The 12763-nt window shown below is 52.2% G+C and carries 12 protein-coding genes and 1 pseudogene; 7 read left to right on the plus strand and 6 right to left on the minus strand.

The genetic code is table 11. From position 1 onward, the window contains the following. Positions 1-789: sensor domain-containing diguanylate cyclase (locus ABJM11_RS07905; protein WP_348461494.1), on the plus strand; the 789-nt coding region annotated here is incomplete at its 5' end. A gap of 141 nt (positions 790-930) precedes the next feature. Here ABJM11_RS07905 and ABJM11_RS07910 read toward each other — a convergent pair. After that, entirely contained in the window at positions 931-1917 is a 987-nt protein-coding gene (locus ABJM11_RS07910) for a DNA-binding protein (RefSeq protein ID WP_348296177.1), read from the minus strand. A 404-nt stretch (positions 1918-2321) separates the two neighbouring features. On the opposite strand from ABJM11_RS07910, the pseudogene ABJM11_RS07915 reads away from it, so the two are divergent. Further along, a pseudogene (locus ABJM11_RS07915) lies at positions 2322-2687 on the plus strand (Tn3 family transposase); the annotation flags it as partial. Positions 2688-3007: 320 nt separating this feature from the next. Here the strand turns inward: ABJM11_RS07915 and ABJM11_RS07920 are convergent. Next, positions 3008-3814 carry a DsbA family protein gene (locus tag ABJM11_RS07920; protein ID WP_227521166.1) on the minus strand — a complete coding sequence of 269 codons (807 nt, stop codon included), beginning with the start codon at positions 3812-3814 and terminating at the stop codon, positions 3008-3010. A gap of 454 nt (positions 3815-4268) precedes the next feature. On the opposite strand from ABJM11_RS07920, the gene ABJM11_RS07925 reads away from it, so the two are divergent. Genes ABJM11_RS07925 through ABJM11_RS07940 form a run of 4 tightly spaced genes read left to right on the plus strand, consistent with a single transcriptional unit; the run spans position 4269 to position 6226 of the window. Then, positions 4269-4565 carry a hypothetical protein gene (locus tag ABJM11_RS07925; RefSeq protein ID WP_100690094.1) on the plus strand — a complete coding sequence of 99 codons (297 nt, stop codon included), beginning with the start codon at positions 4269-4271 and terminating at the stop codon, positions 4563-4565. Then, positions 4562-5239 carry a hypothetical protein gene (locus tag ABJM11_RS07930; protein WP_157807866.1) on the plus strand — a complete coding sequence of 226 codons (678 nt, stop codon included), beginning with the start codon at positions 4562-4564 and terminating at the stop codon, positions 5237-5239. The genes ABJM11_RS07925 and ABJM11_RS07930 overlap by 4 nt, the downstream gene beginning before the upstream one ends. A gap of 49 nt (positions 5240-5288) precedes the next feature. After that, positions 5289-5606: a hypothetical protein gene (locus tag ABJM11_RS07935; protein ID WP_100690096.1), complete on the plus strand. Its 318-nt coding sequence runs from the start codon at positions 5289-5291 to the stop codon at positions 5604-5606. 53 nt (positions 5607-5659) lie between these two features. Beyond that, positions 5660-6226 (plus strand): HNH endonuclease family protein, encoded by a 567-nt coding sequence (locus ABJM11_RS07940; protein ID WP_227521167.1) that lies wholly within the window; start codon positions 5660-5662, stop codon positions 6224-6226. Between the two features lie 204 nt (positions 6227-6430). Here ABJM11_RS07940 and ABJM11_RS07945 read toward each other — a convergent pair whose 3' ends face one another. The 3 genes from ABJM11_RS07945 to ABJM11_RS07955 form a co-directional block, all read right to left on the minus strand. Then, positions 6431-7498: a hypothetical protein gene (locus tag ABJM11_RS07945; protein WP_157807867.1), complete on the minus strand. Its 1068-nt coding sequence runs from the start codon at positions 7496-7498 to the stop codon at positions 6431-6433. 324 nt (positions 7499-7822) lie between these two features. Further along, positions 7823-8287, minus strand: a complete 465-nt coding sequence (locus ABJM11_RS07950; protein WP_069183720.1) for a hypothetical protein — start codon at positions 8285-8287, stop codon at positions 7823-7825. Beyond that, positions 8280-9179 carry a DNA replication terminus site-binding protein gene (locus tag ABJM11_RS07955; RefSeq protein WP_100690099.1) on the minus strand — a complete coding sequence of 300 codons (900 nt, stop codon included), beginning with the start codon at positions 9177-9179 and terminating at the stop codon, positions 8280-8282. The genes ABJM11_RS07950 and ABJM11_RS07955 overlap by 8 nt, the downstream gene beginning before the upstream one ends. A gap of 193 nt (positions 9180-9372) precedes the next feature. Here ABJM11_RS07955 and ABJM11_RS07960 point away from each other — a divergent pair, with 193 nt between their 5' ends. After that, positions 9373-11256, plus strand: a complete 1884-nt coding sequence (locus ABJM11_RS07960; protein WP_100690100.1) for an AAA family ATPase — start codon at positions 9373-9375, stop codon at positions 11254-11256. A gap of 33 nt (positions 11257-11289) precedes the next feature. On the opposite strand, the gene ABJM11_RS07965 is transcribed toward ABJM11_RS07960, so the two are convergent. Continuing rightward, entirely contained in the window at positions 11290-12006 is a 717-nt protein-coding gene (locus tag ABJM11_RS07965; RefSeq protein ID WP_100690101.1) for a DNA-binding protein, read from the minus strand. Between the last annotated feature and the right edge of the window lie 757 nt (positions 12007-12763).

The raw sequence follows: 12763 nt of genomic DNA on the forward strand, positions 1-12763 counted from the left end.
GAGGAGCTGATTGGCCAACCGTTTTCTCAGCTCGTTCATGAGGGTGACATCGCTAAGCTTCCACTGCTATTTGGTAAGAACGAGGTGGGAGAGCCAGTAACCCAAGAGATCAAGCTTAAAACCTACCATGGAGGGATCGGTTACCTGGATTGTGACATTAAAGTTGTCTCTCCGCGTGAGGCGAACACCGCGCTAACTTATGCAAAGCCCCCTCCAGCGAGGCCTCCTTTTTTGGGCATTGTGCGGGACATCACGGAGCACAAACGGACACTGGCATTGATGGAGTTTCGTGCTTCTCACGACACACTGACCGGGCTGCCGAATAGGAGCCTGTTTATGGACCGACTTACCTTGGCTGTCAGTCAGGCGAGCCGTAATGGGCAGAAGCTTGCCGTGCTTTTTATCGACCTGAACGATTTCAAAGCAGTAAACGATACCTACGGGCATGGGGTTGGCGATGAGCTGTTGCAAAGAGTCGCCGCCGGTCTGACACATTGTCTGCGAGAGGGGGATACCCTTGCCCGCTATGGTGGCGATGAATTTACCGTCCTGTTGCCCTCGCTTGACGAAAAAAAGGACGCCGCAACGGTCGCACGCAAACTTCTGAACTCGCTCGAAACCCCTTTTCCGTTTGAGGGCACCGACCTTCGTGTCTCTATCGGAACCAGCATCGGGATTGCAATGTATCCTGAAGACGGGGCGGGGGCGGAAACGCTGGTAGAGCGGGCAGACATGGCCATGTATGCCGTGAAACAGAGGAAAAAAAACGACTTTTATTTTTACAGCTAAGCATGATGGACAACAAAAGACCGGACAACACGTCGCCCTAAACCCGTCATCCAAACCACTCGGGCTCACCCAATGAAAAACACCTGAGACTTGAGCGACAATAGCCTTGCAGTAGGCTTTAAAACATAGTCTCGAGGAATTTCAAGAAACTCTGTTCACCTCGTCGGAATTGTTGCCAGCGCTCAAGCGATCCAACAGCTCATTCTTCACGCTCAGCTCGGTTTCAAGCTGCTGCACCTTCGCTTTCAGTTGGTCGTTCACGCGCTGCTGCTTTTCAAAGGCAGCCTTTCGTTGGCGTAACGCCACGACTTGCTGCTCTAGCCGCACTGTTTTGTCGGCCAGACGACGATTTTCGCGCTCCCGCTCGCCCAGTTGCTGGGTCAACCGATCCGACTGCTTTCGAACTTCAGTCACCTCCGTGAACAGCCGGGTGATCTCCCGGGTGGCCTGGGTCTGCTCGTCGCGTTTCACGGCCAGGGCTTGTTGCAGGTGGCGTTGCTCTTCCTGGACTTGCTGGACCTGCTGCTCATGCCGCCGCTGATCCTGCTCGCGCTGCTCTTTCACGGAGCCGCGATAGTGCTCCAGCGCCTGCCGGGCATGCTTGTGTTTTTCTTCGAGTGAATTCACCTGGCGTTGCTTGTCCTGAACCTGCTCAGTCAAACTTTCAATGCGCTGGGCCTGTGCGCGGTTATCGCCTTCGAGTTTCGAGAGCGCCTCCCGCAGCCCAAGGACCTCCGCCTGTAAATCATCCCGCGCCTGAGCCAACACGGTATTTTGCGCCTGGTGTTGCCTGGTCTCAGCGGTCTGTGCCGTCAAGGCTTCCTGCAGGCTGGCCACCTCGGCCTGTTGGCGCTGTTCGGCCTGCTCAATGGTTTCCTGCGCGTCCTGACGTAATTGCCGAGCCAGTTGGCCTACCAAGTCGGTAACGTGGCTGCTCAGAAGCGCTTCGTCGTCCAGACGGGTGCTTTCACGGGCCTCGATCGCTTTCAGGTGGTTGCTGATGGTGGTCTTTGAGCCGGTGTTGCCCAGCTCGGCTCGTATGGCGTCGATGGAGGGGTGAACATTGCGAGCCAGAAGACGTTTACGGGCGTCCTCAACCAGGGGTTGGGTGATGCCGCCTCGGGCCATGATGGTGTCCTCATGTTTATTTTGTACTGTGTTACGTATTATGTAATTACGTACTATATACACCAGAAAGGTCGTTGGAAAGCACATCTGTTCAGGCATGTAATAATCCAGCGTTATCCATTGTGATGCTCATTTCGACGGCTATACTGACCGATGCTCGGTACGATATGACTCGATTTGCCGCCCTGGACCAAGGCCGCACCAGGAGATCAAAAATGCACAAACAAGCCGAACCACTCGATCAACACGTGTGCGAAGCAGCCGAACGTTGGATAAGGGAAGCGACAAGAGCATCGCCGAAATCGGACGACGCTGGTGCGCCCAATGACGGTTGATCGGTACGTTCGGGCTGCTACCCGCGACAATACCCGACGGAGCTACCGATCCGCAGTCGAGCATTTTGAGAGCAGTTTAACGGGTTTGCAAAATGGAGTTTTTTTGGTCGCGAGGGCATCATTGCGGCCAACCTCCGGCATGAGCAGCAAAAGGTGGTGAAGTACAACCACCTGGTGGCGAATATGCTGATCTTGCACAACGTCGAGGCTCTCAGCCGGGTATTGCGCGATATGGCAGCGGAAGGGATCGCCATCACCGTAGATGTCCTGAAAACGCTATCGCCGTACCGAACCCGTCATATCAATCGTTTTGGAGATTACACATTGGACTTTAGACGTCCGGTAGGGCAGCAGTTGTTTGATTTGAAACTTGCTGAGCTTACCCCTCAAGGGACGCCCGGTGATCAGGTGAACCCAAAATATGAGCCGAAATAGAAACGGGCTAAACTACAAATATTTCAGTTGGTTAGGGGATTTTTTAGACTATTTTTCACGTTTGTCTGCCAACCCTCGATTACTCTCAAATCTCTGTCGAACCCACCCATGTATCTCCGAGAAAAGCATCCAGCTCAGGCAAAGTGAGATGTGCTGTAACAGATTCCAGCATCCGTTGTGACCAGCCGGATTTAGGCACCGGCATTTCAAAAACAAGATTCCGGCCTGCGTCCAGGACGGTCAGAGTAAGGTGAACGACAGAGGTGAGAATGTCCGGCTCACAGGGCTTCTCTCGCTCGACAATAAAGCAGATTGCCACATCAGTACCCAAGAATCTGCTGAAGGGCTTGGGCCAGCTGCTCTGGCGTTTTATAGCCTTTGATGAGGTAATCACGACCGGTTTTGTGATCAAGAACTCTCAGAGCGGGTGTTCCGGTAATACCCAGCTTCGATCCCTCACGATAATCCGCTGAGATTCGGTCTTCGTGGGCATCAGAGTCCAGGCAGAGCTCCATCGCTTTGCCACTCAAGCCCATCGATCTGGCAAACGTCGGCAGATCACCCACCCCCTGACCATTGCTTCGAGTCTTCTCAAAAAATTGGTCAAGGGCAGCCCAGGCAACCTGGTTGCCATAGGACTCTCGTACACACTCGACGGCTTTGGCTTGCATGGCGGCCGCCGGGTTATGACCGCTTAAAGGGAAATGCTTGAATTCCCAGTTGACGACGCCGCGGGAGTTATCAACGACCGATTTCAATCCACCATGCATTTTGCGGCAAAACGGGCACTCAATATCGCTAAATTCCTGCATGGTGAGGCGTGCGTTCAAGTTGCCGTACACGAGCCGGTCTTCAGGTGTTTGCGGGGAGGCCAATTCATATTCTCCGATGAGAGTTTGAAAGGCTTTCTTTACCTGCCTTTGTTCGGCTAGATCCAACCTCTGATCCACGATGGACACGACTTCATTGCTTGTAAGCGTCTGCGTGACCTGAGATTGACCTTGTTTGAGCGCTTTAATCTCTGAAAACTGGTAGGCGTGGCTCAGCGAGAGAACGCCAAAAGCCGCGAAGAGAGCTACTTGCGAGAGTTTGGGCATAACAAAGGGTCCGGAATAAATTTTCACCATCTTATCGGCTCCGGACCGATTAATAAGGTTCAAACGGTCCGGTAGGCATGACCTTTTGTTTTCCGCCGGGCAATGTCCCTAACAGTAGAATTCCAGCAGTTATTTTCAAACAGAAATAGCTGGTGATTTGACTGGCCCACTTGAAGGCAGACCCTGACTTTGAAGACCCAAATTAGTGGAATCGTGATCGCACAGGTCGCAGATCAAATTGGCGGCGACGTGGCAACCAGTTACCTGCCCGCTGGGTACACGGGTCACTGTGCCATTGTTGCGGAATCTAATTCGGATGTGATTGCCGTTCTATCGTCAGGAATCGAGGCATTTAGAGTGGCGGCCTACGCAATCACTCCTGATGGTGGGTACGGATCGGTGAGCATCCACCCAACTCAGCTGGATGAAACTCATGAGTCTCTCCTAGACTGGATAGACGTCGGCAGAAAGATTAGGAGTGCCGTTGAAGATTGAACTGCTGTTCCTGACTTTTGCCGCCTACGCCATTCTCCAGCTTTTCAGCTTGAGAGTCTTTCGCGGCCATTTGAAGTCCGCTGCGGTCGTTTCAGCGGTCATTGGCGCCCTCATCACCGCGTACACAATCATCACAATCCTTCTGGCTAGCAACCTGTGGCCACTGATGCTTCTGTTGTCGGCTCCATGGATGTTGCTTTATCTAGTCTTGCTACTGATCCTGAACGCCCTGGTTAACGCAAGATCACTCGGTAATCGACATCGTTGGTCGCAATCAAAGCCATGAAGAAAGCTGTGCTGAAATTTCTGGGGTGGGCTGAGTTTCGGGCTCGAATGAAACATCGCTTTAATCCTGGGCCCGTTGATACAAGTCAGTATGCGGACCACTTTGCCAGCAAGGTCTCATGGTCTCCGATGGACACGCAAAGCGTGCTTCTACGCCGGAGGCTCGTTTCCCTCGGGCCACTCGCTCTGACATTTGCATTGCCATCCTCGCTGAAGATCCTGATGGCTGTGATGCCTGTTCTGATTACCCTGCCGATGACTCTGGTCGTCGACACTTGGCACAGGTTGGCGTTTATTGCACCGTTCATCCTGATTCCCGGTTACCTCACAATTGGGTACGTTTTCTATCGCTCGGCGGGTCGGCCCGTGTTTGACCGCAAATCTGGGACCTTCTGGAAAAGCTCAAGCGAATCCCGGCACACGGGGGCAGTCGAGCTGGCCGACATTCATTCTCTCCAGTTGATCTCATTCTTTTACTCGGACGGCGATCCAAAATCAGCCGGCGTTGTTTACCAACTGAACGCTGTTTTGAGCGACAAATCAAGGCGTGAAGTATTCACGCAACGTCGGCCTTTGACCTCCGCCGGCAGGAGGGCGCTTATCGGAGATTGTGAACGCCTGGCTCGATGGCTTGGAGTTCGTCTCTGGGACGCGATACATGAATTTGATCGATAAGCTTCGGACGATTAAGGTTTGAGCATCCGAATAAACTAGGAGCTCTTTAATGGAGCAACGTAAGGCGCGCGTGATCATTCCGGATCATCTAGCTTTCGCAGATCTCGGGCTGAAACGCCTTGAGACAGGCAAAATTGAATTCGACTGGGACGTAATCAAGCAAATCTGTGAGCGCAGTGAGGGGCTTCCTTTAGATCACCTCGAAGAAGGCCCCGATGATAATGTCGTCGGGTTGATTCTTGGCTGGTATATGGTGATTCGGGAGAATGGTGGGGAGAGCGATCCTGTAGCCGAACAACTCGTTGCCGAACTTATGGAAAAAGAGCCTGAGGGCGACTCCACTGATGATGAATCTGGACGTGCTTGAGCGGCCCAGCACCTCAAATTGAGCCATTCCGCATTTCTAAGGAATCAACAATCTTGATCAATGCAGTATTGAAGATCGTATTTCTTGCCCTTCTGGCCGCCGCCAACCCAGCTTTCGCTTCAGTCGTTAAAATGTCGAACAGCGGTATCTGCCATCCACCACAAAGCAGCTGGTATGACCGAACCAAAACCTTTCAGCCATTTGATTCTGTTAAAGAATGCCTTGCCTCGGGCGGTCGCCTGCCGAAGGGGATGGCTCGTCCTTCTGTAAGTGATCGGAGAGTTATCAAGTCGTCTGTTTCAGATAGCTACTCCAGGTCAGCCTTTGGCCACGGATGGGATGATGCAGATGGTGATTGCCAGGACAGTAGGGCAGAAGTGCTTATTCAGATGTCATCAACACCGGTCAGATTTGCAACAGATCGACGCTGCCGAGTCGTAACCGGCAGGTGGATAAGCCCTTTCTCGGGAAACGTCATTCAGAATTCGTCTGAAGTGGAAATCGATCATGTTGTCCCATTGAAATGGGCCTGGGATCGTGGCGCCAATTACTGGAGTGATGCAAATCGGGAATGGTTTGCCAATGACCCTGTAAATCTTCTCCCGGTCGAGTCTCAATAGCAGTAAAGGTGCAAGAGGCCCGATGGAATGGTTGCCACCCTCCGGGCGATGTGCCTACGTGGCGCGGTTTTCCAGGATTACGAAGAAATACCGGCTAGAACCCCAACCAACTGAAACTGAGTGGATCAAAGACTTTCTGCGGCGATGTCGCTAATGGGGGACGGGCGACAGACCACTTTCCAGCCCAGATTTTGCGCACCCATTCTAGATTTCTACCTGGTAAGTATGTGGGCTGGCCCGTTTCAATAGACCAAATGCAACGAGGGCATCAAGATAGCTTCGAACGACGCTTGACGGGGTTCGTATCAGGGCATTCTCCTCGCTGGTAAGGAACCACACATTTTTTTCAGTAACCGGGGTCTTGCGATTGCTCGTTGCAAACAGGGTTTCAAGCTTGAGATCGCTCAGCCGCTTAGCCCAGTCGACAACGCCAAACCGACGAACGATACTGTCAGTGAGTGGCTTGACTGAAACCTGATGCCCCTTCGGAACGTCAGCGATTGCCCGCTCGTAAATGTAGGTTTGCCACACCCGCCGGTCTATGTTGAACAACCAGTCTCCAGCGACTCGTACCGATAGATATTTGGGCCAGCTACCATTGGCAAACTCCCTGGGAAAGCGCTGTGGAATGTCGAGTAAAAGCTTGCTCGAATTCGCAGCGAGGAGCTTTTCTCTCGCTTCCTGACCAGCGACCGTGTTGAGCTCGATGAGTTTTTTCAGATCTTGCTGATAGTTGGCTCTTGCGGCTTCACGCTGCCTTTGATGTTCGCGAGCAGCATCACGCTCTTTATCTTCACGTCGGCGCCTGCGATCGAGCACCTCAGATACCTTGGCCTCCAGTTCCGCTTGTTTCTGTCGAACTTTTTTTAAATTGGAATACAGTGAACAGCGGTACCAGCAACGAGCAGCCATTCTCAGCACCGCGCGCTCTAGCACTTCGGTATCCGCCAAGGCATCAATCTCCCAGTCGCCCAGGTCTATCTCCATGAGGTTATCCAAGGCCTCGGCTTTGGGTTGCTCCACACCATGAGTAACCTTGATCTCAATGTAGAGCTTGGCATTGTTCTTAAGGGTTGCGGTAACGTCCGGTATCCAACGACCAGGTTCTTCTGCCTGCTTTTCTGACACGGCCGACACCAGCTGAACGAGACGCTCGGGGTAAAGAACGCTGCCAGTTAGAACATCGTCCTCAGAAGTAACGGGAACCGTTATCTCCACGGAGTGAGCGGGAAGCACTACGGTTAAGTGATCCAAGATGATTTGCTTGGCCATCTTGTGAACGGCTGTTTCGAAACCGCCGACACACTCGGGACCGCGATCATGAGAAAAATAGGGCCGGGTTTGACCCCCCTGATTGGCAATAAGGGGCCAATCGCAATTTGGACACAGGCAATTACAGTCTCGTCCACGAGCCACATTTTCTGGAGCGACGAGTCTGCCATCGAGGGAGCCGAAAGGAATTTTTAAGGACCGTTTTTTCATCAAAGTCGGCTAAGATTATAGTCAAACATGCAGCGAGAATGGCTCGGCATTGGGGATTATCAGGGATGGAATTGCCCAGAGTGTCAGCTTTGGGACCGCCACTCATGTTCGTATTCAACACTGATATAGTGCTGCAGCTCCTCTCAACGAAGCAAGAAGCAAGTTATCATCGTCCATCCCAGACTGCTTCTTGAGCTGCGCCAGTGCCAAGGCTCCAAAGCGGAATGTCTGAGCTATTGGCAAGGGCAGGGCATAACAGTTCCCTGAGCCCTGAGTCGCAGAAATGAATAACCGATTGGGTTGGCGTTCTACGACAATGCCCTTTGTTGGTCGCTTGAATTCCGCTTTGGGCAAATAACCCAGGCACACGCAGCATAGGAGTGGCAGATCATCCTCTCCGAGCTGAAGAACGATCTTGCTCTTCCAGTTGATGCGTTCGCCGTCACGAGGGGCGACCTCAAGATTCAAAGCCGCAAGGGGCTCCTCGCCATCTTTTAGCAAGACGGTCGCTTCGGCCGTAAGCCCAGCTTTTGAGCCGAAACACCGTACTTTCGTCTGATTAGCCGGATGATTACGCATGTCCACGAACGTACCTATGGATGCTCAGCGACTGGATAACAGGTTCTGGCTCTATTTTTGATTCCCGCTGGAGTCGAATGGGCACCTCTTTACGGGAAACAGGATTCTCCCGCCACGCCATCCGAGGGAGCATTTTTTGTTGAGCAATGACGGCCCCCGAGATTGGACAGCTTTTCCGCTGAATCTCCCCTTTTTCGAGGTATGAGTAATTCGCCCTCAACTGATTTGGCAGGGTAATCCGGCGCACCAGGATTTCGTCCGGGGCACATTTACGCCTCAGGATATCCAAAGCGGTTTCCGCCAAATCTTCATCGCGATCTCTCAGGCCTTCCGCCATAGCGACTGCCTCATCGAAGGTTAGCTTCTGAATACGCGCGTGACTGGTGGCCCAGGTCCACGAGATTGATTCAAGCGCTGGCGGCATCACCCGAATTTGCCGGTAGCACTCACGCAAGTCCAATGTCTGAATGCCCGCACTTTTAAGCGCTTTCTTAAGTACCGTTTCGCGCGAACCGGCCACCTTACCCGAGGCGAGACTGCGGATCTTCAGGATTGTTTCCTTGAAATGTGCTTTGGTCTCATTGAGCTGTTCGACAACCGACACTGTTTCGCCAGAGGCGCATACAATGCCTGCGTCGCACTGCCGGCTCTGAGTGTCGTCAATGGTCAGGCCAACGGCATCCACAATCGCCTGCTTGCGGGCTTGTGCAGAGTATCGCTCATTTTCAGTGCTACTGAACGGTGGCACGTAAACTTCGAAATCTGCCCTGTGATCATCGTCTGAAAGCGTTTTCAGTTGCTCGCAGTTATCCACCAGAGCCTGGTATGCCCGGGAGAGTTGATCGATCAACTCTCCCGGGACTGAGACAGTCTCGGCAACAGAGTTCTGCATTTTGTGAGCCCTCGATTTCTGAGTACGGCACGGACAGCGTCAACGCGTAATCAATACTAATTTTATGCATTATTATACCATATATTTCTATATTGCGAAGTCTTTGATTGGCCATGCGCAGCTCGTGTCAGTATCTTTGTTCCAACTGCTTACAGAACCCAGTGAAAAAGCCTTTAACTAAGAACCGGACAACATGACGAAACTTGCGATTCCCATTAGCCGTGAGACCTTGATCGCGCTCGATAAAGACAGGACGAAAATTGCCGGTTTGACCAACCCTGAGCTCGCTGGATTGTTCACTCTCTTCAAGTTGGCCAACACCTCAAAGCCCTTTAATGGCCCTGCAAGTGAAAGGCTTCTGGCGGACTGCTTACGGCTGATTGCTGAGTCTGAGGAAACGAAGTCAGAAATCCAGGACCTCCTTCAAGAGCGCACTGAGGGTTTCATGGACCTGGCGCCAGGCAACAGCGATGGTTTTTTTCTCATGTCTGTCTCGGATGTGGCCAATAAAAGTTACCTGGAAAAGCCAAACGGCTGGCGCTTTGGCTGTTCGAGTGAATTCAATCAGGTTTTTATCAAGAGGGGCATTTTAGGTCAGCAGCGATCTGTTTCACTTTCCGTAGAGCATGACCGTCTGATTCGGGCAATTGAGGCTGAGCCCGAAGAACCTATGGCTGTTCAAGGTTTTGCCGGTGTAGGCAAAACGTATCTGATAACCACCTTAGCGGCATCTCTCAGCGCAAAAGGACTCTCCGTTGTTGCCCTGGCACACACTCGGCAGCAACTTGCGGTACTTATGGATCGTACCCAGGCCGCCCGCGGGCTGACGTTGGGAGAATTGATCAAGGAACTTGTGTATCCCGGGGAGGACGCACCCAGACCTTCGCGTGGTTCGCGCTACCGGATGGGGCAGAGGTTTAATCGTACCTATGAGCAGATGGCCCAGATACTGGAAATTCGGCCGCTTCAGCGAGCGCGGGCACCGGAGATAGCAAAAATAGCCTGGAAAACCGTAACTTCATTCTGCCACAGTGCGAGTAATGAGATTTCAGATGAGCATCTCCCCTCTACGATGAGGTTTCACTGGTCCGCTCCCGAGAAAGCAATTCTGGTAGAAATTGCACGGAGGATGTGGGCCTTCATCGTCGATCCGCCCAACCAGGAGTCCGAACTTCCAACGCGAATCTACCACCTAATCAAGCTTGCGGATGTTCAAGGGAAGGTGCTTCCACCGACGATCCGAATCGCTCTGGTTGATGAGGCCCACGATTTGCCTGTGCCTATCATCAACATCTTAGAGAGGACACCTCCGCCGCAGGCGACCTTTACCTTTGGAGATCGCTATCAGCACCTCTTCGGCGCCGGCGGAACGGAGCGACCAAGACGATCACGAGGCCGGGAGCTGGGGGTTTCAGTTAGGGCGGGGGAGAGCACAACGGATTTGTTCAATCAGGTTCTTGCGGCACACCCGATTACTCCGGAAATGGAATTTGTCGGAATCCGGCCGGAAAACACCCAGGTTCTGTCTTATCAGAGCCTTCCAACACCAAGCGGTAATTGCGCCATCATTTTTCGCTCTTACTGGGCTTTGTTCGAGCAATTCCAGCGATGTGCGCATGATAAAGCGGCTTTTAGATTGATGCCTGGCTCAGAGAAAGCCTTGCAGTGGTTTATGGGTGATGTGATTGAACTGTTTAACCACGGTACTCGCCCGAGCTTCCCGAGCTTGTTCCGGTACGGAACTTTCGACGAACTTATAAAGCGCGAATCAGAGTTCGCTGACATAACCCGGGTTGTCGACCTGCTCACCCGTGGATATCGGCTTCCAAATCTAACCGAGTCACTCTCGCGCCAGATCCGCAACACATCCAATGTTTTGTGGCTGGGGATGCCGGAACACACCAAGAATATGGAGTTCGACAAGGTCGTTATCTCCGATGACTTTTTCAGTCAGACCAACATGGTTAAAAAAGAAGCATTGGTTTCGAGCGTCTACACAGCCATCTCTCGAGTCAGATCCGAGCTCTACGTGCCAGAGGATTTTGATACATGGGTCAAGCAGCTTTCCTCGAATTAGAGGAACTTCTAAACATCGCCACGGGAAATCGAATTAGCGCTTTGTCGCACCCCCATTTATTCTCTCTATTAACTGGTCAATCTGTTTGGCGTGCTGTCCTGCGAGCCCATCCAATTGAGTTCTCAGCACACCTAGCTCCTTGGTAAGAGCCTCGTTCTCATTTTTTTCTTCTTTCAGTGCCTGAAGTGCAGCGTCCTTCAAGGCCTGCTCATGATGGCACTTTTCCTGAGCGACAGCCAACGACCGCTCGAGTTCCGAAACCTGACGCCGGAGAATATCCATATCCTTACGTGTGGTTTTTAGCTCGGAAGATAACTTAATACGTTCGGCACGAACATAGCCAAGGTCTTCTTCGAGCTCTTGCAGCATAGACTGGGCATCAAGCAACTCGGCTCTAGCTTTTTCCTGGGCCTTTTGGCTGGCCTCCATATCCGAAGCTGTTTGCTGTTGGACATGCCTTTCAGTCTTGTCGTACAAATCAAGCGCTAACTGGCGCACGTAGTCCATCAACGGTGAAGACAAGTCTTTCAGGGACTGTTCAATATCTTTGGGGAGCGCCTGAACTCTGGAGCTTGGCCGCCCTTGGTTGGGTTCAGCTTCGCAATACTCCTCCCACACCCGAAGAAGACGGTCTGGTGATCCACTCCCGGTCATTTTTCGGAGCCCAAAGCCAGTGATGCGGCGACCTGCTTCTTGTAATTTTTTACCGGCCTCGATGATGGCTTCGTTGGATGTCTCGGGAGGTCGCATGGCTCATCCTTCATGGGTTATCTCACTGCCCAAAGAATAGCAAAGAAACAAAAGAAACAAATAAACTATTACTGAATTCTGAAAACCTACTCCATATGTTCCGTCAGCGCTTTTAAATGAGCTTTGGAAACGGTGCTGTCGCAGTCTGCTAACCGGATACAATAGGCATTCCGATATTTCTGACCCATAGGAGCGAGCGGGTCATAGCCATTTAACTGGTCAAGCCTGCGAAACGCGCCACACCGTGAACAACGCGGCCTATCGATGCAATGAACGTTGGATTGATTGTTGGACATTATCGGGTTTCCAAGTCTTTCGTTTCTCCGGCATGTACTCTGCAGTCGATAAACTGTGAGCGGTCTCCTGCTCCGAGTGCAACACCTCGGGTTAATCAACGCCTGACGGCGCTTCCAGGCTGAGTTAATCGTCGGCAAGTCTATAGTAGAAACCGTCGGATCGCATGGAGGTGACAGGCGCCCTGAAACCGATGGTAGAGAACCTTTTGCGTAGATGAAGACCGACGACGACTTTAATACAATTGAACTGTACGTTGGCGACTCTGAATTTGAAAGCCGCAGGCCTGACCGGATGACCGACGGCAGCTTGCGCTGGAGAGAACGATCACTACTACCTTTGATTGGACCGGTGTTGTAAACGCATGGCTGATACTTGGATTGTTAACCTTCGGCATTATTTGCAGCAGGATGGGTCCATCGGGATCGAATCAGGTCCTGGTCGACGTCTTGCTGAGTTTTTT

Source organism: Marinobacter sp. (assembly GCF_039977835.1).
Lineage (GTDB): Bacteria > Pseudomonadota > Gammaproteobacteria > Pseudomonadales > Oleiphilaceae > Marinobacter.